A 21,799-nucleotide genomic window follows, 5' to 3' on the forward strand; every position below is an offset into this window, starting at 1 on the left:
TTTTATTGCAACCGAGTTAACCATTTACGTTGTTGTCTGTACATGGAAATTACGGTATTTGCATGATTGATTTCAAAGGAGATCGATCCGTTTTGGCTGGTCGTCAACAATGGAATATTTAATGTTCGCAATCTTTGCTGTAATTCAATACTCGGATGACCATAACGATTTTCAAAACCTGCGGAAGCGATTGCCAATTTAGGTTTAATTCTTGCTAAAAAATCATAAGCTGAACTATGTTTGCTTCCATGATGCCCCAAAAGAATGACATCTACTTCTAAGTCTGGATATTGCTGTAATAGCTTATATTCTGTTTCCCAACCTGCATCCCCCATAATTAAGAATTTGCGATACGGTTTGGCATGTTCAAACTCAATATACACAACACATGAATATTCATTTTGTTGATTTTGAACATAACTCAGCTCCTCCATTTTTGGAGATAGAATCTCAACCTGAGCTTGAGCTAAATTCCATTTTTGACCTTGATGACAAAAAGAAAAATTATCTTTAAATGGCAATTTTTCATTTTTCTCATTTGCATAAACCTTTGTGATCTCGAGGACTTGCTCAATATATGGAAAAGCACCACTATGGTCTTGATCGAGATGCGATAAAATCATTTGATCTAATTTTTCGATGCCCTGCTGTCGAAGAAATGGAACAATGACTCGCTCACCTAAACTGAACATCTCTTCATTATATGAACCACCAGTATCTATCATTAGGTTATGCTGAGCTTGTTGTAAAAATACAGATTGTCCCTGCCCCACATCTAAAATGGTTAGCATAGTCTTTTGCTGTTTTACACCGAATAAAATAGGTAAGAAACATACTAAACCCCAAGATTTTGGTATCGTTCCTTTCGGCATAAATAAAATAAAAATTCCGACACTCAAAGCAAATAACGACAATGGGATATAACTAATACCTTGTAAATCAGGTGTGAGTGACATCAAAACATCTAATAATCCGATTAGTATGCTTAACAACATATTATTGAGGGTGAATAAAACTAGACCTAATGAAGGAAAAATTAGCCAAACACATGCAGCAAAAATATCTAAAGGTACAACCAACATGCTTAATATCGGGATAGCAATCAGATTACTGAGTGGCGCAATCCAAGCAATTTGTTGGAAAAAAATGATAACTAAGGGCATTAAGGCGATAAAGATTTTCCATTGTGATTCGATCAAAATTTTGATTGCAAACTTTATATCCTCAGTTCTATTTTTTATTCTGTCTTTTGGTAGAGTGCTAATCGTTTGATAAATTCTCAATAGGATGAAACATGCACCGTAAGATAGCCAAAAGGCAGCCGACAAGATACTAAATGGATCATAGATGAGAAATAAACACGCGCTATAAATTAGTAACTGAAAAGGCTGAATCGCTTGCCTTGTGATAACGAAAAAACTTGCCAAAGCGACCGTCAACAACGTCCTTAAAGCTGGAATTTCAAATCCAACGAAAGCCACGTAAACCATGACACTAAATAAAAATGGAAAAGCCAAAATAATCTGACGAGGTTGCCATAGATATAAGTTTGGAAAATAATGCTGTAAAACTCTTTGCAATCCCCATGTCAACATGATTGCAAAAATCAGCACATGAGGACCTGAGATCGCCAATAAATGTGAAATCCCAAGTTGCTGAAATTTTTTCTTCAAATCTTTAGCTAATAAACTTTCATCACCTGTAAGCAACGCAAGCAACAATCCTTTGTGTTGTAAGTTTGAATGAGCAAGCATTTGCCTAAATTCAAATCGCATTATTTCAATCTTAAGACCGATTTTCTCAAAAAAATGGTCTTGCTCCTTCAAGTATTGCAAATGACCAAGCCTATACACCTCATCTTGGCTTAAAGGTACGATTTGTTCGACTAAAAATGCTGACATTAAATTTTGTTGTAAGAACCATTTTTCTTGATCAAAAACACCTTGAACGGCATAACTGTGTGCGGGTTTGATTGTTCCGTAAACTCGATAATAGCGCCCCAATACAAAAGCTTCTGGCTGATGATCCTTCTCCTTTATGTACATCAACCAATTCACTACTTGATCATGTCGATTTAAAACTACAGCTTGCTGTTTAACACCCTCTTCAGTGAGTTCATTTATTTTTCGAATATAAACAACAGCCTCAAATGGTTGCGATTTTAACTCGCGTAATTCAAGTCTTTTTTCTAGAGCTTGATCTGCATAGTGATACCCCGTGCAAAACATTGCCCAAATCGCAGTGATCAATAACAGTGACTTGTAAAATGGGGAATGTCCTTTATTTTTTATTTTATAAAAAATAAATAGAAGAGTCGCAATACAGCACCAAATCCACCAAGTGGAATTAATGATTTCAAAATCACGCCCCATAGCTGAAATACCCACAATCCAGCCAATCAATATAATTTTCAACATATATTTATAATTTAAGTTTTTGATTTTTCTGAGGGCAAAATTAAAGCCCTTTTTCAGGGCTTTAACAAGTGATCATAGAAAATATTTAAACCTGATCAATCCATAAACCATCTTGCATATGCAAAATTGAATCTGCCGATTTTGCTAATTGTTCATCATGTGTCACTATAAGCATTGCCATATTGAGTTCTTTTTTTAGATCAGTCAGTAATTCAAAGATACTCAATGCAGTTTTCCGATCCAAATTACCTGTTGGCTCATCGGCTAAAACTACCGCAGGCTTAGTGACCAATGCTCTCGCTAAAGCAACACGTTGGCGTTCACCACCGGATAACTCACCAGGTTTATGTTCCATTCGATGAGACAATCCAACACGATCAAGAAGATATTCAGCTTGTTTTTTCACATCTTTATAATTGCTTTCACCACGCAACATTAAAGGCATAGCGACATTTTCTAAAGCAGAAAATTCAGGCAATAGATGATGGAACTGATAAACGAAACCTAGATACTGATTTCGCTTATAACCACGCTCAGCCTCACCTAAATTGTCAAAGCGTTTCCCTTGTAAAAAAACTTGCCCTTGTGTAGGTTGATCTAACCCACCCAAGACATGCAACAAAGTACTTTTACCTGAACCACTTGAACCAACAATAGAAACAAACTCACCTGCATTGACCTGCAATGACAAGCCTTTAATCACTTCAACTTTGGTTTTACCATCATCAAAATGTTTAAAAACATCTTTAGCTTCTAAGACAATTTTACTCATAACGCAATGCCTCAGCAGGTTGGACTTTGGCAGCACGTAATGCAGGATAGATCGTTGCCAAGAAACTTAATAATAAAGATACAGTCACAATCACGACAACATCTTGCCATCTCAAATAAGAAGGTAAGTAATGTACGAAATAGGCATCAAATAAGTTCAATCCAAGTGCTGTATTGAACCATGAAATAATGTCACTGATCGTAAGTGCAAGTGTTACACCTAGAATCGTACCTGCAATCGTACCAATCACACCAATAACAGTCCCCTGCACCATGAAAATTTTAGTGATCATAGACGGCGAAGCCCCTAATGTACGCAAAATTGCAATATCAGATTTTTTATCCGTTACAACCATGACCAAAGAAGAAACAATATTAAATGCAGCTACAACGATAATCAGTACTAGAAGCAAACCGACTAAAGTTTTTTCCATTTGAATGGCATTAAATAAGTTTCCATGCGTATACGTCCAATTCGATGCATAGAAATTACTTGGTAACTGACTAACGATTTCATCTGCAACCTTAGGAGCAGCAAAAATATCATCTAGTTTTAAGCGAACACCTTGAGCACCGTCAGGTAAACGCAATAATGTCGAGGCATCATTCAAGGCGATATATCCCACCATTGAGTCTACTTCTGCGCCAACACTAAAAATACCAACGATTTTAAAACGTTTAAAACGTGGTACTACACCTGCTGGTGATGGCGTTGCTTCTGGTAGAACGAGAGTGACACTATCATTTAAGCCTAAACCTAATGCATCGGTCATATCCTTACCGAGGACGATACCAAACTCACCCTTTTTTAATGCACCTAAGTTGCCTGCAACCATATGATTCTGAATGATTGAAACCTTTTTTTCATACTCAGGTTCAATCCCTGTCACCATAATACCTGCAACTTGCCCTTGAGCAGTCAACATCCCCTGTAATTGGGTAAATGGAGCCACACCTGTTACATGCGGATGATCCTCAACTTTTTTTACAAGCTCAGGCCAATCTGTTAGAATTTGAGTAGAAGAAACAGTAGCTTGGGGAACCATTCCAAGGACACGGTTTTTAAGCTCACGGTCAAAGCCATTCATTACAGAAAGTACTGTAATCAACACTGCGACACCAAGCGTTAAACCAATCATGGAAACCAAGGCAATAAAAGAAATAAAGTGATTACTCCGCCGAGCACGAGTATATCTCAACCCTATATACAGCGAGATTGGCTTAAACATACCATCTAGTCCGAGGTGATTTATTATGGAAAATTCACAACATCATCTTGTTGACGACAACACTGAACGTCGAGTGATGTCTCGTATTGATGCCGTGTTGAGAATCAACTATCAAATCATTCCTGATGACGTTGCACTGAATGATCCCTATGATTCTCACTTTGTTTTGCCACGCTATTTTCTACTACTTGCAGAATTAGATCAATTTGATCATGCGTTTCGCTACGAATTAGAACAATTAAATGAAAAAGATCAACAAATTGCTCGTATCTTATCCCTATTTAATCAAAAACTAAATTTGATTACAGGATCTTTCTACGACAATATCGTGCAATCCCTACTACCCGTACCAGAACAAGTAAATTTTTCTGAAAATGGACTCAGTTTTTTCAGCGCTCAAGATATTAACGAAGGTACATACATTCACATCACGCTTAGCCACCCAGAGAACTTTTTTCACATCGCAGCTACAGCGCAAGTTGTATATAGCAATCCAGATGAACAAGGAAAATTCCGTATAGGTGCATACTTTATTACTTTGAATCCTCAAGATAGAGCTAAATTGGCCGAAACCATTCAACAGTCTGAAAACCCTTAAAACTCATCTTTACATTCGGCGGTAAGCTCTCAAATCCTTGATAAAATAGAGTAGCAAACCAAACAACACGATACTTGCACCAACAAAAACTTGTACTGATAGCTGCTCATCATTCAGAAAGGCACCGATCAATATTGCTAATAAGGGCGTCATCACAGTCGTTAAAGACAAAGTGGTCGGTTTGAGATTTTGTACTAGTTTAAAGTAGCAAAACATCGCAATCAGTGATGCCATGATCACCGTGTAGAATAAAGCCAGTAAAGATTTTGCAGAAGGCATCTGTGTTGGAGCATATTGCCAAATCCAAGGCACAACAAGAATCGCAATCAAAGTCGAAACCAAAATTGATCCCGTCGCTTGTGCCATAGCTTGAATATTCGCATTTATCTTTTTGACTAAGAAAATCGAGAGTGAATATGCAAATACACTCACAATCATGAGTCCAATACCCAATGGCTGGACATGGTTCTGATTATCACTCAAACAAATCAAACCTAAGCCAATAATTGAAACAGCCATACCCAACCATTGCAACAATGCTAGTTTCTGCTGAAATCCGAAACGACCAATCAAACCAGCCATGATAGGTGCTAACCCAAACATCAATGCAATTAAACCTGAACTCAAGTAAGCCGTAGCCGCATACGTAAAAATCTGAGATCCGATTAAGCTCAATGAGCCTGCGATGTAACTCAGTATTGAAACTTTATCTACAGGAAATCTTACTTTTAAAATCAACAGGACGACGATGGCTAGTGGCAAAGCAATAAAGAAACGCAGTACTAAAGCCCACATGGGATGTAAATCAGATACACTCCAAACAATCGCCAATGGGGTCGTCGCCCATATGAAAACGAGTAATCCATAAGTTAGAATCAGATTTTTACGTGAGGGCATATCATACTCAAGAAGCGGTTTTACGTTTTTGCTTTAAAATGGTTTGATCTAAAGAACTTGAAAACTCACGCTTATCTCTTTCAGAAATTGGAGGAGGTCCTCCTGTTTGAACACCAGCACCACGCAAGGTATCCATAAAATCTCGAAGATGTAATCGGGCTTTTACATTTGCAGTAGTATAGATTTCGCCACGAGGATGGATTGCAATTCCACCTTTCTCAATAACCTGTGCAGCCAAAGGAATATCTTGCGTGATTACAATGTCGTTTGGCTGCATACGTTCCACAATTTCCTGATCAGCACGATCTGCCCCACTCATAACCTGAATAGATTTGATTCGTACCGAAGGTGTAATACCGACATTTTGATTGGCAACGAAAGTTACTTCCAACTGATAACGATCTGAAGCACGAAGAATCACTTCTCTTAAAATCTTAGGCAAAGCATCTGCATCTACCCATAATTTGAATGGCAGCACGTAAGCGAAAGCTCATATAAATAAAATGCTAGTGTAGCAGATTGCTAGAAAAGTAGAGGGAAATTGAGCAAAGCAATCATTAAGACTCAATTGATTCGCTGTCTAAGTTTAAAACCCATTTTTTCACATAAATGAATTAATTTTATAGATTTACATATCGAGACTTGAAAAATCGATGTTACCCTCGATTTAATAGTATAAGTTCAATCTTTCCAGCATTACGATTTATGAAAATTCAAAACAGTCCAGAAATCATTACAATTCAAGATGAAAATTTCGGTAATCACGCTGAGCATTGGAACTTATTAACAGATAATCCTGCATCTGACGTACCTAAATGGTTAGGTCTGGCGTTAGATACTCCTGTTATGCCTATGGGATTGTGCACAGAAGAACATGAAATGGATCAATCATTTTGGTTGATTCAAGGTCCAAGTGATCAATCGATTGCAATTAATCAAATTATCGCTGTTGAAGATCAAAAACCACGTGCTTTAAAAACTGCATTTCCAAGTTTCCAAAGCCCGTATAAATACGATGCACAGATTGAACGAATTATTACCTGTAAATCTGCAACTCAAGCGGTATTAAGACTGAATTTAAATAAAAGTACGACTATTTATGCATTTGATAATTTATTTAGTGTTAATCGCTGTAAATATGACAAAGATGAAACTTATCAAGTCCAATTTAATGCTTGGGCATATGAATTAGAAGCGGTGTCAGAAGATGAAAAAATCATTGTGGATGACCCTGCTTCAATTAAACACCATCGTGCATTAAATGCTATTCTGGCTGAGCATAATGGAATTGCACCTGAAAACTTACAAGAATTGATTAATGCTTGGGAACCAAAAACGCCTGAAGATCAAGAACCTGTAACTGTCGACTTTTCTAAAATGGTCGCTTATTTATTTGGTGAAACATTAGGGCAAGAAGATGAGGCTTGGTTCCAAGGTAATATCGTTGGTAAAACTTCAATGCAATTTATGCAAGACGAATATACCCTTTACGATGTCACTTTAGTTTTAGAGGATACATTACCTGCAATATTAATCCGTATTGCAACCAAAAATGATTTGTATAAAAACTTTAACATTGGTCAATATATTCGCGGCAACCTATGGATTCAGGCGAATATTTATGCTAAAACTGCTATAAAGTGAAATAAAATCACATAAATAGCAATTTTTAGGCGTTCTAATGAAAATTATACCAGAACAAACGACCACCAGTCTTATTCATTCAAGTGACCAAGGCCTTAAACTTGATGTTGGTGCTTTTTGCTTTTTTCTACTTGGTATGTTTTTAGCAGCACTTATTTTTCATCAAATTGGCATTTTCTAAAAATTTCATTCTTGTAAAAAAGCCCTCATTTTAGAGGGCTTTTTTTATTTGTCAGCGATTAACCATGGCGTTTTGCAAAATCATCCATAAAGTTAACTAATGCCTGTACACCTTCAAGTGGCACAGCATTGTAAATACTTGCACGCATACCGCCTACTGAACGATGTCCTGCAAGGTTAAGCAAATGTTGCTGCTCCGCTTCTTTTAAGAATGTCTTTTCCAAAGCTTCATCAGCAAGCGTAAATGGAACATTCATCATTGAACGATTTGGAAGTGCAATCGGGTTGTTATAGAAATCACTCGAATCAATATAACCATAAAGCAGTTTTGCTTTCTCTTGGTTGACTTTGTAGATCGCATCCACGCCACCTTGTTCAAGTAACCATTCAAAAACTAAACCAGATAAATACCAAGCATAAGTGGCTGGAGTGTTAACCATTGAGCCATTTTTAGCTTGATCGTTATATTTCAAAATGCTTGGAATTTCAGGTTTTACTTGATCCAACAAATCATCACGAATAATGACTATCGTTAATCCTGCAGGGCCAATATTCTTCTGAGCACCCGCATAAATTAAACCAAATTTACTTACATCTAGCGGAGCAGACAAAATACTTGATGAGAAGTCACATACCAATGGCTTTTCAACATTTGGAACACCTGCAAACTGTAAACCACCAATCGTTTCATTATCTGCATAATGTACATATGCAGCATCAGCAGATAAGTTCCAAGTTGCTTGGTCTGTAATTGCATGCTTACCATCAATCAAAGTACCCGCTTCGATCACATTAATGTCACCGTAACGTTTTGCTTCTTTCAACGCTTTTTCAGACCAAATCCCTGTATGGATATAATCAGCTTTATTATTTTTACCCAACAAATTTAATGGAATCGCTGAGAATTGAAGGGATGCCCCACCTTGAAGAAAAAGTACTTTATAATTTTCAGGAATGTTCATGAGCTTACGTAAGTCAGCTTCTGCCTTTTCTGCAACAGCAACATAGTCGTTACTACGATGACTCATTTCCATGATCGACAAGCCTTTCCCCTGCCAATCCAACATTTCCTGTTGAGCTTTTTCTAAAACGGCAGTAGGTAGTGCAGCAGGACCAGCGCAGAAATTATAAGCACGCATGAGTTTTCCCTTGTGAAAGTGAAACAAATTGAGATGGGAATTTAATCATAGATTGGCGAAGCTTGCAGCAGCTTATCGCTTAAATATTTAATTTTATCTGCAAAATTTTTCGTTCATTCAACTATTTCTTTTTTTAAATACATTCAATTTCAGTGATTCATTATTATGTTTTATTCAAGTGAATATGATTATTTCATTGAATCCAGACTAGATTAAAAACTCTAATTTTTACAATTTAACTACACCAATTCAGGTTGTATAACTATTTAATTAAAAACATAATATTTTAATATTACAAAAAGAACTTAGACTAACGCGAGTATGATTAAATTGCGACAAGCTCAAATGTTGAAACAAAATAATCGACCAAATTTAAGGGTCAAACGGTTTCAAAAAAAACTAAGTATGTGTATCCATATAATCACATGCAGCTTTTTTACAAGTTCAATATTTGCTCAAACTATTAGCTATAGTGAAGCTGAGCAATATATCGTTGAGAATGCATATAGCACACAAGCACAAAGAGCCTTAAAACAATCAGCTCAACTAGAAATGGATGCCATAAAAAATCTTGGGCTCCCCCGTATTGATCTCAATGCAACTGCATATTCATTTCATAGTGAAACTAGCGTCCCATTAGAGTCAGGCAAACGTCGTTTAGAAAACTCACTTACACGTGGATTTGATGATAAGCTTTCTCAATGGGAAAACGTATTATCACCAGAAGTCATTGATCAAATAAGCCAAGGTTTTGATCAAGTTGTTAGTGATGGTCTAAATAAAGTACCCAATAATGTTGATGTAACCGTCAAAGATCAGGATGTAAGAACTTCAGTTTCTATGGTTATGCCATTATATACAGGAGGGAAAATCTCAAGTGCCAAGCAAATAGCGACTTTGCAGGCTCAACGCTCAACAATTAGCGAGAAACAACAGCAAGATGCTCAGCGTTTTGAAATGATCCAAGCTTATTTTAATGCCCAACTACAACAGCAGTTAGCCAATACCACCCTATTTAATTTTAATGCGATGCAACAGCATTATAACAATGCCCTAAAACTTGAAAAACAAGGGTTTATTAATAAAGGACAACGTATGCAGTTTGAGGTTGCCTTAAATAATGCTGATCGGGCTTATCAAAACGCACAATCTAACCTACAAGCAAGCTTGTTTAGTTTAAAAAATTTACTCAAAACCAGTGATCGTCTTAGCTTAAGTACACCATTATTTGTAAATACCACTCAAAAAAATGATTTAGAAACTTTTCTTAGCAATTATGATCAAAACTCAAGTTTAGTAAAAAAATTACAGATGGATACCCAATTGGCAAATGAAAATATCCGTATCCAGCAAGCAGCCAAAAAACCAAGTGTATTTGCGTTTGGTGAATACGGGTTAGATGATAAAGAAAATTGGATTATCGGCGTGATGGCGAAATACAATTTATTCTCTGGTATTGATAAAAATAAAAATATTCATGCTGCTGAATTGAAACGGTATGCAGCAGAAATGATGACTGAACGTACAAAACAAGAAATCGAAAATATTTTATATAAATCATATAGTGAGTTGAATGCAGCTCAAACAAGTCATCAACTCTTAATCAAAAATACTCGTGCAGCCGAAGAAAACTTACGTATTCAACAATTATCTTTTAAAGAAGGTATGGGAACAGCAACACAAGTGATCGATGCACAAAATGCGCTGAATGCTTTAAAAGGTGAAATGGCGATAAATGCTTATAAATACATATTATCTTTAGCAACATTATTACAAAGCTACGGTTCAATCGAAGAATTCAAGCTTTATGTGAACCAACCTCGTACGGATTATATTCGTTAATTGGAGTACATCATGAATCAAAATATTTCATCACCCAATGTAGAAGATAATTCGAATAACGAGATTGTCGAAAACTCAACAGACAGTCAAGTTGATCAATCTAAAACTGATTCAGGTACACCATCACCACCTTCAAATAACGCAAAAATAAAAATCCTGATCGTCATTATTATCTTATTACTCTTGAGTTTGATTGCTTTTGGCTTATGGAAAGCTTATCAACCAAAATCAATCGAGTTACAAGGGCGAGTAGAAGCTGAAACTGTTCATATCAGTACCAAAGTTCCTAGTCGTATTGAAGAATTCTATGTCACTGATGGTCAAACAGTAAAAAAAGGACAAGCTCTTGTTCGTTTCGTAAGCCCTGAACTTGATGCAAAAAAAGAACAAGCTCAAGCAGCATTACAAAGCGCACTCGCTTTTCAATCAACAATTTATAGAGGTTCTCAACAAGAAAACATTGATACGCTATACGCTAACTGGCAAGCAATGAAGACCCAAGCTGACCTAGCTGCAACGACTTACAAACGAGGTGAAAACCTTTATCAACAAGGTGTTATTTCTCGTCAACGACGAGATGAAATGCTTGCAGCTCAAACCTCTGCAAAAGAAGCCGCTGAAGCAGCTTACCAACAATATGCACGCGCCAAACGCGGCAGTACAGAACAACAAAAATCAACCGCAGATGCTCAAGTTGCTATTGCTCAAGCCGCGGTGAATGAAGCAAATGCATTAACTGCTGAAACAAAACTTTATGCGCCAATTGATGGCACTGTGTCCAAAACATATGGTAAACCAACTGAATTTGTTGCTACTGGTGTACCTGTAGTCAGCATCCTTGAAGATCAGGAATTATGGGTCAGTCTCAATGTAAGAGAAGATATCTACAACTCAATCTATAAATCAAAAACCTTAGAAGGCTTCATTCCTGCATTGAATCAAAGTGTGACATTTAAAGTAAAGAAAATCGATGCTGAGGGTGAGTTTGCAACGATAAAAACTACGCGACAAACAGGTGGATACGATATTCGAAGCTTTAAATTCCATCTAAGCCCTACAGAAAAAATTCCCGATCTCAAAGTTGGGATGAGCGTTTTATTTAATATCGAAGAGGCAAAGTAACACATGCTTGCCATAATGCTTCGTGAAATACGCTATTTAAAGCGCTATAAAGCTGATTTATTTATGGCAATCATCGCGCCATTATTGGTCATTATACTTTTTGGCAGCATGTTTTCAGCTGGTAAACCTGATCACTTACCCATCGTTGTGATTGATCAAGATCAAAGCGAGATGAGCCGAAAAGTTATTCATGCTTTGAGAGTGAATCACACTATAAAAATTAAAACGATTACAACTAGTCAAGATGAAGCAGAACAATTAATCAATCAAACAGATGCTTGGGGTTTTGTATTTATTCCTGAAGGTGCTGAGCAGCGCTTAGTTAGTGCACAAGATGCACAAATTAGTATTGCTTATAATCAATCTTTCTTTAGCATTGGAAATACAATCTCATCAGCGATGTTGATCAGCACCTTAAATGGAATTGCTAAATATATGGGAGATGATTATTTGTCAAATACCATCCCCTATATAGAAATGCCTACACCTCACATAAAAATATCCACTTTATATAATCCTAATATGAGTTATGAACTGTTCTTGGAGCCATTTATGGTGCCAGCAGTTTTACATTTATTATTATGCTGTTGTGTTGCTTTTGCAGTTGGACAGGAATTTAAACGTAATACATTCAATCAGTGGGTTACTGGTGGAAATTCAATCCACACTTTACTCGGTAAATTATTAGTTTATGTACTGATTTTTTGCTTTTGGACTTGGTGTTGGATGTTTTGGCTATCGAATATCCGAGGTTATTTCATAGCAGGTTCCATCTGTTTAATCCTTACCGCTCAATTTTTCTTGTACTTCGCCTATGCCGTCATTAGTAGTTCTGTAGTATTGGCGACGCAAGATCTGGCAAAAACCTTTGGCTTTTTAGCTCTGTATGGTGGTTCTTCTCCTAGTTTTTCAGGAATCACCCTCCCCCTAAATAATGCACCTGTATTTACTCAAATTTGGTCAATGCTGATTCCCTATACACCTTATGCAAAGTTACAAACTGAACAATGGGTGATTGGCAGCGATCCAATAGTTTCACTTATTCCACTTTCTATCTTAATTGCTTTCTCAGCATTGTTCTTCTTTGTGAGTATTCGCTTACTTCGAAAATTGACTCAGGAGCAATGCGTATGAAAAAATTTTTAAATTATTATCTGCAAACCTTTAAAAATATTGCAGCAAATACCTCAATTTTCACCACGCTCATTGCTGCTGTCATTTTATATAGTTTTTTCTATCCAACTGCTTATAAAGCACAAACAGCGGAAGATATTCCGATTGTTGTCGTAGATGAAGAGCAAAGTGTTTTAAGTTCGAAAATCATTAGCCAAGTTTCAAATAGTCCTCATGTGAAAATCATGACAGTAACTGATAATTTCTTAGAGGCAAAAAAATTAGTTCAAAATCAGCAAGCAGAAGGTATTTTACTTTTACCCGACAATCTGACCAATAGCATCACACGTGGTGAAATGGGAGGCATAGGTCTATATTTAAGTACAGCTTATTTCATTCAAACGAAAGAAGTCGGCATAGGTTTAGCAGGTTCTATTGAAGCAACCTTGCAAGAATTTTTGGAAAAATTCGGTGATGCAACTCCTTTTAAACCAGAACTTTCTATTCATCAAATTCCGCTCTTTAATACATTATCTGGATATGGAAGTTATATTTTTCCCGCTGTTGCCAGTTTAATTATTCATCAGACACTGTTATTAGGTCTCGCTATGTTGATTGCGAGCTATCGTGAATCAGGTTGGATTGCAAAACCAATCGAATTTTGGGCAACTTCTACAGCAATTCTCACAATAGGTTGTCTTGGTTGTTTATATCTCTTCGGTTTTACATTTTGGCTTTATGACTATCCTCATGGTGGAAATTTCTGGGGAATGCTACTTGCAACGCCAGTTTATGTAAGTTGTATTATCGGTTTAGCGATGCTGGTTGGATCTTTAGTAGATATGCCTGAACGCGTAGGACATTTAATTGTTGTCACCTCAGTCCCTCTTTTCTTATTAACAGGTACTGCTTGGCCACATGCCGCAATGCCTGAATGGATGCAATATTTAGCTTGGATTCTTCCATCTACACATGGTGTTCAAATGTTTGTGCAATTAAATCAGATGGGTGTACCTACAGCAATCGTGATACCTAAACTGATTTATCTAGCAACTCTTGGTGGAATCTTGTTGGCTTGCTCTTATTATCGTTTAGTCATGCTAAAGCCAATAAAAAAGGAAGCTAATTAGCTTCCTTTTTTAACAACTTATCACTTAAGCTTCTGGAGTATCATCTTTAGGTTCTACTAAAGCTTCCTCAGAATTTACTGCATCAAGCTCAGTATTTTCTACTGATTGCTCTATAGTCTCTAACTCTTCGTCTTCTTCTACAGCTTCAATGGATACAACACCAACTAATGTTTCAGCGTCACTCAATCGAATCAGACGAACACCTTGTGCGTTACGACCTGTGGTTGCCACTTCTGCTGCACGTGTACGAACCAAAGTACCACCATCAGAAATCAACATCAGCTCTTTGGTTTCATCAATCGATACAGCACTGATTAATTCACCATTACGCTCACTCGTTTTAATCGCAATAACACCCTTACCACCACGTTTCTTGGTCGGGAAGTCATCCACTGGAGTACGCTTACCATATCCATTTGCACAAGCACATAACACCTCACCCGTTTCAGGAACAACAACAAGTGAAACAATACGGCTTACAACATTAGAATCAGAAGAATCGTCATTATCATCGCTGTCATCATTTTCAACTTCAGCATCTTCTACGTCGATCGTGTTACTTGCAAAACTAACACGCATACCACGTACACCTTTCGCAGTACGTCCCATTGCACGAACATCTGTCTCAGCAAAGCGAATCGCTTTACCTTCATTTGAGAACAACATGATCTGCTGATTACCATCCGTAATCGCAACACCGATCAAGGTATCTTCTTCGTTTAACTCAATAGCACGTAAGCCATTAGAGCGAACATTACTAAACTGTTCTAACTCAACACGTTTAACCGTACCTGATGCCGTAGCCATAAACACATAGTGATTTTCAGGGAACTCCGTCAACGGTAAGATCGCGGTAATCGTTTCATTCGCTTCCAATGGTAACAAGTTCACCATCGGGCGTCCTTTAGCACCACGAGAGGCTTGAGGTACCTCAAACACTCTCAAGCGATAAACTTTACCAACATTTGTAAAGCACAATACTGTCGCGTGGTTAGATGCAACAATCAAATGCTGAATAATGTCATCATCTTTCATTGAGGTTGCTGATTTACCACGACCACCACGACGTTGAGCTTGATAATCCGAAAGTGGTTGAGTTTTTGCATAACCTGTTTGAGAAACAGTGAGTACCACTTGTTCTTCAGGGATTAAGTCTTCACGACAGAAATCAACACCAGATTCAACGATTTCTGTACGACGTGCATCACCATACTGTTGCAGGATTAAAGCAAGCTCTTCACGAATTACGTTCATCAATAAATCAAAGTCATTTAAAATCGCCGTTAATTCAGCAATTTGACCTAAAATCTCAGTATATTCAGCGTGCAACTTATCTTGTTCAAGACCCGTCAAACGATGTAAACGTAATTCAAGAATCGCATTCACCTGTGTTGGTGATAAACGATAAATATCTCCTGACAGACCAAATGGACGTGCAGGATCTTCCCCTTCAATTTCATCTGGGCGAACTGAAATAGCGCCAGCTTTTTCTAGAAGTGCGACAACACCACCACCAGCCCATTCACCAGCCTGTAAACGCTCACGTGCTTCACTAGGATTGGCAGAAGTCTTAATGGTTTCAATAATGGCATCAATATTCGCTAATGCAACAGTCAAACCTTCTAAGATATGCCCACGCTCACGTGCTTTGCGAAGCTCATACATGGTTCGGCGTGTCACAACTTCTTGGCGATGACGGATAAATGCCGCAATAATATCTTTAAGATTCATCAATTTTGGCTGACCATTATCTAGGCAGACCATATTGATGCTGAAAGAGTTTTGCAGTTGGGTGTGTAAGAATAAATTATTTACAATGACTTCCGCGTTTTCGCCACGCTTCAAATCAATTGCAATACGCATCCCTTCCTTATCTGACTCATCTCGAAGTTCAGAAATTCCTTCAAGTTTCTTTTCTTTAACCAGTTCAGCTATACGCTCAATCGTTTTTGCTTTATTGACCTGATATGGAATTTCAGTAAAGACGATAGTCGTACGACCCGTTTTCTGATCTTCTTCGAAATGATACTTACCACGGATATGAAGACGACCTTTACCCGTACGATAAGCATCAACAATACCTGATTTACCGTAAATAATACCGCCAGTTGGGAAGTCAGGACCAGTAATATGCTCCATCAATCCTTCAATAGAAATATTCGGATTATTGGCATAGGCTAAACAAGCATTGACGACCTCAGTCATATTATGCGGCGCCATATTGGTCGCCATACCTACTGCAATACCTGTTGTACCATTGATCAAAAGATTAGGAATACGAGTTGGCATCACTTGCGGAATACGCTCAGAACCGTCGTAGTTATCTTCCCAATCAACCGTGTCTTTTTCTAAGTCGGCCAAAATTTCATGGGTAAGCTTTTGCATGCGGACTTCGGTATAACGCATTGCCGCCGCACTATCGCCATCGACAGAACCAAAGTTACCTTGACCATCGACCAACATATAACGCAAGCTAAAATCTTGAGCCATACGAACAATCGTTTCATAGACTGCACTATCACCATGAGGGTGATATTTACCGATTACATCACCCACCACACGAGCAGATTTTTTATACGCTTTGTTATAATCATTGCCCAATTCGTGCATTGCGAATAATACGCGACGATGAACAGGTTTGAGACCGTCTCTCACATCTGGCAATGCACGAGATACGATTACGCTCATTGCATAATCTAAATATGAATGCTTGAGTTCGTCCTCAATGGCAATCGGTCTGATTTCCGATACGCTCATGCATACTCCTTGTTTACAGATAGAAACATCTACCTGTTTTTATGTCTTCAATCTTGCAAAAATTTAGCTCAAAAAGATTGAACTAAAAATAAAAAATACAGCGAAAAATTATAGCATAAACAACCAACTAACAGGGAGTTAAACCCATTGAAAATAGCATTTTTTTACAATAAAAAATTGATTAGAATTAGTAAGTTAAAAAATATTTTTTGATTGTGCACTTTCAACAATCTTTTTTTAACATGGTGGCTAAAATACACGCAAAAACATCATAAAATTTTAATCTTAAAATCATTACTTCACGTCGATTACGAATTAAAATTTATGATCATTTTTATGTAATTAGCGATATAAATCTGCTTGCTCTCTTTGGAAATATATTAAATCCAATGCTAATGAAACGCCTGTGATTTGAAAAATCATGCTATGCAGCTGACCACGGTGATGGGTCTGATGATTAAAGACATGCGCAAGCACTTCAATAAGAGGCTCAGTATGGCGCTGCCCGTGTCGTGTGTAAGAAATAGTACCATGAAATGCTTCATCATTAAGCTGCTGCACGAATGCAATCATGCTTTGATCTTTAAGGAATCTCGCATTAGTGAGCGAATCTAAGTCTGCATGAACGATCTCATCTAAAGCATACTGAGACTGCACTGCCCCATGTATACGCTCGAACCATAAAATATCAGCGACCAATATATGATTTGCTGTGCGAAACAATGACTCGAAATAAGCCCCACAATTTTGATTGATTTCGTCTTCATTTAAGTCTTTTAAAACAGAGAATAATTTTTGATTCGCCCAAGCGTTATAATTTGCCAACATCAAAAAATATTTTTTAAAACTATAACTCATTAATTAGATCCATTTTTATTATTATTTTTAACATAAAAAAGCGCTCCTGAGCAGAGCAGTAAAGCATCGCTTTAACCGCCTGCGCAAGAGCGCTTTAAACTTTAATTCAGTGAATTAAAGTTTAGATACCAATTCTGGTACAACAGTGTTCAAATCACCAACTAACCAGTAGTCAGCAACGCTGTTGATTGGTGCTTCTTCGTCTTTGTTGATAGCAACAATAACTTTAGAATCTTTCATACCAGCTAAGTGCTGAATCGCACCAGAGATACCGATCGCCATGTATAGGTCAGGCGCAACGATTTTACCAGTTTGACCAACTTGGAAGTCGTTAGGTACGAAACCAGCATCAACTGCTGCACGTGATGCACCTTGTGCAGCACCAAGCTTGTCAGCTAATGGGTCAAGTACTTTATGGTAGTTCTCACCAGAACCTACACCACGACCACCAGAAACAACGATACGCGCAGCAGTTAATTCTGGGCGATCAAGTTTCACGATTTCTTCGCTTACAAACTTAGAAATACCAGCATCTTTCACCTCAGCAACAGCTTCGACTACAGCAGAACCGCCTTCAGCAGCTACAGGATCAAATGCTGTACCACGAACTGTACCTACGATAATCGCTTCATCTGATTGAACAGTTGCAATCGCGTTACCAGCATAGATAGGACGCTTGAAAGTATTTGCAGATTCAACAGCAATGATGTCTGAAATCATGCTTACGTCAAGAAGTGCAGCAACACGTGGAAGAATGTTCTTACCAGTTGTTGTAGAAGCAGCTAATACGTATTTGTAACCTTTCGCTAAATCCGCAACTAAAGCAGCTACGTTTTCAGCCAATTGGTTTGCATAAGCAGCATTGTCAGCAAGTAATACTTTGCTCACACCAGCAATTTTAGCAGCAGCATCAGCAACTGCTTGAGCGCCAGAACCAGCAACTAATACAGTAATATCACCACCGATTTTTTGAGCTGCCGCAACAACGTTTAAAGTTGCACCGTTAAGTGTCTGGTTGTTGTGATCAGCGATAACTAAAATACTCATGATTGTATCCTTCTGTATTAGATCACTTTCGCTTCGTTTTTCAATTTTTCTACAAGCTCGTCTACAGACTTCACTTGTACGCCAGCTTTACGTTCAGCAGGTGCTTCAACTTTAATTGTTTTAAGTTTAGTACCAGTTGCAACGCCATAATCAGCAGGAGACTTAATATCAAGCGGTTTTTTACGCGCTTTCATAATGTTTGGAAGAGCAGCATAACGTGGCTCATTCAAACGTAAGTCAGTTGTGATGATTGCAGGAAGTGCAAGCTCAACAGTTTGTAAACCACCGTCGATTTCACGAGTAACTTGAACTTTACCGCCGTCAACTTTAACTTCAGATGCGAAAGTACCTTGACCAGCACCAAGTAAAGCGCCAAGCATTTGACCTACTTGGTTAGAGTCGTCATCAATTGCTTGTTTACCAAGAAGAATAAGTTCTGGTTTCTCAGCATCAACAACGCCTTTGAGGATTTTAGCAACTTCTAGAGCACCAATTTCATCAGCAGTTTCAACTAAAATACCACGGTCAGCACCTAAAGCCATTGCAGAACGGATTTGTTCTTGAGCATCTTTAGGACCCACTGAAACAACAACGATTTCAGAAACTGTTCCTTTTTCTTTTAAGCGAACCGCTTCTTCCACTGCGATTTCACAGAATGGGTTGATTGACATTTTAACGTTAGTAAGGTCAACCCCACTATTGTCCGGCTTAACACGAACTTTAACGTTGGCATCAACCACACGTTTTACAGCGACAAGAGCCTTCATGTAATCCTCGGCTGTTCTAAGCAAGTAAATGTAGTGAAGAGTATTCTAACTCTTCGTTTGAAACTTTTTAGGTGCCCTATCTTGCAATGTATTTGGCATTTCGGTCAAGTCACAATTTCTGCTCGGGGTATAAAAAAGATGAAATGCTCAGTTCACTTATTTGTAGTTGTTGATGTAATTGAATTGCTGTGCATTTAATAGGATATTCATTAGGCTTTGATTTTTTTAATATTTTAATATAATTCAACAACCTAAATATCGACTATTTTTTAAATTTGATGGATCTGTAACGGATCATTTCGGGCAAATCAAATCCCCTTTTAGGCTTCAAAAAATATTGGCAATAAAGTAAGAACCCAAAACCGACATAATTCACTCTCATCACATTTTAATAGTCGCTTATTAATCACCCAACTTTGCAACATAATATAACCAAATTTAGTCTTTTTGAGCCCGTGGATGGGTTTGATCATAAACTCTTGCCAATTGATCAAAATCAACATGTGTATAAATTTGTGTAGTAGACAAATTGCTATGTCCTAACATTTCTTGCACTGACCTTAGATCACCACTTGCAGATAACATATGACTAGCAAAACAATGTCTCAACAAATGAGGGTGTAAATCAACATTCACTCCAGCTCTTTGTGCTTGTAGCTTGACCCGATTCTCAATTTGTCGAGGGGTAAGTCGATTACCACGTTGTGAGATAAAAACAGCACTATCTAAGTTAAATTCACCTTGCCAGATTCGATAAATTTTCAGCCATTCAATTAGACTATCTTTCGCTTTCTGACCAAACGGAACGATTCGAGTCTTATTGCCTTTACCTGTAATTCTTAACAATTGACGATTGAAGTCGATATCTTTAATCATCAAACCTTGTAATTCAGCGAGCCGCAGTCCACTGGAGTAAAGTAATTCCAGTATCGCTTTGTCACGAAACCACAACTGCTGTTCAATTGGTTTATTTGGTGGAGCTTGGTCTAAAATTTGATGTACAGTTTCAATATCGACCATACCTGGTAAGGGTCTAGGCTGTCTTTTTAACTTAAAATCTTCTGATGGATTTTGTTGTAAATATTGTCCTTGCTCAGCCCACTTCATAAACTGGCGTATTGAGGTCAAATGACGCTGCAAACTGCTTGAACTTAACTGATCTTTTTCAACACGATTTGCCAAATATTCGCGTAAGTCAGATGCTTCAATATCGTATAAAGCTAAACTCTTGCTGTCACAAAAGTTAAAAAAATCAGTAAGATCACGTTGATAAGCTTCAATCGTATGTTCTGACTGATTTTGAATAATTCGTTCTTTTAACCACATCGATAGCAGTTTTTCAGGAGCTTCCAAGCTATTTTCTCTTGTTTGCATGTGCTATTTATAGCGTAGTTTAACAAATTTTTATTCATTAAAGATTATACAAGCATCGAAGATGAACAATTGATGTAATACAATAAATTTCAAGTTTCGAGCGGTGGCTTTATATAATGCTTACTCTTCTGATCCCTTACCTGATTGCAATCACTTTACTCACCATTACACCTGGATTGGATACAACTTTAATTATTCGCACAGCGACTATTGAAGGAAAAGCTAAAGCCTTTCAAGCAGCTTTGGGTATCACGCTAGGCTGTATTGTTTGGGGTGTAGTTGTTGCTTGTGGATTAGGTGCGCTTTTAATGACTTCTGATTTGGCATTTAACATGCTGAATGGATGGGTGCAGCTTACTTAGCTTGGCTTGGTTTAAATTTACTATTGAAACCACGAACTCAACTTGCAGATATAAATGATACGACGAATACTCAAAATTGGTTTGTTAAAGGTTTTTTGGGAAACTTACTCAATCCTAAAGTAGGTGTCTTTTACCTATCCTTTCTTCCTCAATTTATTCCACACACTGCTTCTTCTGTGATTTGGACGATGGGCTTAGTCATGATCCATGTTGTGATTGGGATTATTTGGTCTATCATTTTAATCTCTGCGATGCAATCAATCTCTGCTTACTTAAAACGACCAAAGTTTATTAAGTATATGGATCGTATTACTGGCAGTATTTTTATACTAGACCTCTTGCAAAAATCATTTTTTAACCAACTCCATGTTGTAAATTGCAGCAATTAAATTCAGACGTAAACCCATGCGTTTACGCCTATTTCGATAACGTGTAGCTAGAATTCTAAAGGTCTTTAATTTTCCATTGACGTGTTCAATTCGAATACGACGTTTACTAATTTCCCGATTTATTTGCTTCTGTAATAAAGTTAACGGCTTCTTTTTACTTGCC

General features: G+C 37.5%; 19 protein-coding genes and 1 pseudogene. 8 read left to right on the plus strand and 12 right to left on the minus strand.

What is annotated here, in order from left to right; translation table 11 throughout:
- Nucleotides 1-2: 2 nt before the first annotated feature.
- The 3 genes from F948_RS03020 to F948_RS03030 form a co-directional block, all read right to left on the minus strand.
- A complete protein-coding gene (locus F948_RS03020) occupies nucleotides 3-2,417 on the minus strand; it encodes a DNA internalization-related competence protein ComEC/Rec2 (protein WP_004959841.1) in 2,415 nt (804 codons plus the stop codon).
- 85 nt (nucleotides 2,418-2,502) lie between these two features.
- Nucleotides 2,503-3,189, minus strand: coding sequence for a lipoprotein-releasing ABC transporter ATP-binding protein LolD (lolD, locus tag F948_RS03025; RefSeq protein WP_004959844.1), 687 nt, complete (start codon nucleotides 3,187-3,189; stop codon nucleotides 2,503-2,505).
- Nucleotides 3,182-4,417, minus strand: coding sequence for a lipoprotein-releasing ABC transporter permease subunit (locus tag F948_RS03030; protein ID WP_004959849.1), 1,236 nt, complete (start codon nucleotides 4,415-4,417; stop codon nucleotides 3,182-3,184). The genes lolD and F948_RS03030 overlap by 8 nt, the downstream gene beginning before the upstream one ends.
- 25 nt (nucleotides 4,418-4,442) lie before the next feature.
- Here F948_RS03030 and F948_RS03035 point away from each other — a divergent pair, with 25 nt between their 5' ends.
- On the plus strand, nucleotides 4,443-5,015 hold the full coding sequence (locus F948_RS03035) for a PilZ domain-containing protein (protein WP_004913640.1): 573 nt from the start codon (nucleotides 4,443-4,445) through the stop codon (nucleotides 5,013-5,015).
- A 9-nt stretch (nucleotides 5,016-5,024) separates the two neighbouring features.
- Here F948_RS03035 and F948_RS03040 read toward each other — a convergent pair whose 3' ends face one another.
- Together F948_RS03040 and F948_RS03045 are read right to left on the minus strand one after the other, a co-directional pair.
- Nucleotides 5,025-5,912: a DMT family transporter gene (locus F948_RS03040; protein WP_004959852.1), complete on the minus strand. Its 888-nt coding sequence runs from the start codon at nucleotides 5,910-5,912 to the stop codon at nucleotides 5,025-5,027.
- Between the two features lie 7 nt (nucleotides 5,913-5,919).
- A complete protein-coding gene (locus tag F948_RS03045; protein WP_004913645.1) occupies nucleotides 5,920-6,390 on the minus strand; it encodes a YaiI/YqxD family protein in 471 nt (156 codons plus the stop codon).
- 227 nt (nucleotides 6,391-6,617) lie between these two features.
- Between F948_RS03045 and F948_RS03050 the strand changes: the two genes are divergently transcribed.
- A complete protein-coding gene (locus tag F948_RS03050) occupies nucleotides 6,618-7,556 on the plus strand; it encodes a hypothetical protein (RefSeq protein WP_004952931.1) in 939 nt (312 codons plus the stop codon).
- Between the two features lie 37 nt (nucleotides 7,557-7,593).
- Entirely contained in the window at nucleotides 7,594-7,737 is a 144-nt protein-coding gene (locus tag F948_RS16475; protein WP_004913649.1) for a hypothetical protein, read from the plus strand.
- A gap of 58 nt (nucleotides 7,738-7,795) precedes the next feature.
- Here F948_RS16475 and serC read toward each other — a convergent pair whose 3' ends face one another.
- Nucleotides 7,796-8,875 (minus strand): 3-phosphoserine/phosphohydroxythreonine transaminase, encoded by a 1,080-nt coding sequence (gene serC, locus F948_RS03055; protein WP_004959857.1) that lies wholly within the window; start codon nucleotides 8,873-8,875, stop codon nucleotides 7,796-7,798.
- A gap of 345 nt (nucleotides 8,876-9,220) precedes the next feature.
- On the opposite strand from serC, the gene F948_RS03060 reads away from it, so the two are divergent.
- From F948_RS03060 to F948_RS03075, 4 genes are read left to right on the plus strand one after another with little or no spacing between them, the layout of a single operon-like run.
- Complete coding sequence (locus F948_RS03060; protein ID WP_026057426.1) at nucleotides 9,221-10,717, plus strand: TolC family protein; 1,497 nt, start codon at nucleotides 9,221-9,223, stop codon at nucleotides 10,715-10,717.
- Nucleotides 10,718-10,729: 12 nt separating this feature from the next.
- Entirely contained in the window at nucleotides 10,730-11,839 is a 1,110-nt protein-coding gene (locus F948_RS03065; protein WP_004959862.1) for an HlyD family secretion protein, read from the plus strand.
- Between the two features lie 3 nt (nucleotides 11,840-11,842).
- Nucleotides 11,843-12,973 carry an ABC transporter permease gene (locus F948_RS03070; protein WP_004959863.1) on the plus strand — a complete coding sequence of 377 codons (1,131 nt, stop codon included), beginning with the start codon at nucleotides 11,843-11,845 and terminating at the stop codon, nucleotides 12,971-12,973.
- Entirely contained in the window at nucleotides 12,970-14,082 is a 1,113-nt protein-coding gene (locus tag F948_RS03075; protein ID WP_004959865.1) for an ABC transporter permease, read from the plus strand. The genes F948_RS03070 and F948_RS03075 overlap by 4 nt, the downstream gene beginning before the upstream one ends.
- Before the next feature lie 24 nt (nucleotides 14,083-14,106).
- Here the strand turns inward: F948_RS03075 and gyrA are convergent, their stop codons facing one another.
- The 5 genes from gyrA to xerA form a co-directional block, all read right to left on the minus strand.
- Nucleotides 14,107-16,839, minus strand: coding sequence for a DNA gyrase subunit A (gene gyrA / locus F948_RS03080; protein WP_004959868.1), 2,733 nt, complete (start codon nucleotides 16,837-16,839; stop codon nucleotides 14,107-14,109).
- Nucleotides 16,840-17,181: 342 nt separating this feature from the next.
- Complete coding sequence (locus F948_RS03085; RefSeq protein ID WP_004959871.1) at nucleotides 17,182-17,697, minus strand: DinB family protein; 516 nt, start codon at nucleotides 17,695-17,697, stop codon at nucleotides 17,182-17,184.
- 114 nt (nucleotides 17,698-17,811) lie between these two features.
- Entirely contained in the window at nucleotides 17,812-18,744 is a 933-nt protein-coding gene (locus F948_RS03090) for an electron transfer flavoprotein subunit alpha/FixB family protein (protein WP_004959875.1), read from the minus strand.
- 17 nt (nucleotides 18,745-18,761) lie between these two features.
- Nucleotides 18,762-19,511 (minus strand): electron transfer flavoprotein subunit beta/FixA family protein, encoded by a 750-nt coding sequence (locus F948_RS03095; protein ID WP_004959878.1) that lies wholly within the window; start codon nucleotides 19,509-19,511, stop codon nucleotides 18,762-18,764.
- A 438-nt stretch (nucleotides 19,512-19,949) separates the two neighbouring features.
- Complete coding sequence (gene xerA / locus F948_RS03100) at nucleotides 19,950-20,837, minus strand: site-specific tyrosine recombinase/integron integrase (protein ID WP_169040478.1); 888 nt, start codon at nucleotides 20,835-20,837, stop codon at nucleotides 19,950-19,952.
- A gap of 164 nt (nucleotides 20,838-21,001) precedes the next feature.
- Here xerA and F948_RS15890 point away from each other — a divergent pair.
- Nucleotides 21,002-21,636, plus strand: a pseudogene (locus F948_RS15890) (LysE family translocator).
- Here the strand turns inward: F948_RS15890 and F948_RS15895 are convergent.
- On the minus strand, nucleotides 21,595-21,799 hold a 205-nt coding region (locus F948_RS15895), incomplete at its 5' end, for a transposase (RefSeq protein WP_004959890.1). The pseudogene F948_RS15890 and the gene F948_RS15895 overlap by 42 nt on opposite strands.

Source organism: Acinetobacter junii CIP 64.5 (genome assembly GCF_000368765.1).
GTDB classification, from domain to species: Bacteria; Pseudomonadota; Gammaproteobacteria; order Pseudomonadales; family Moraxellaceae; genus Acinetobacter; species Acinetobacter junii.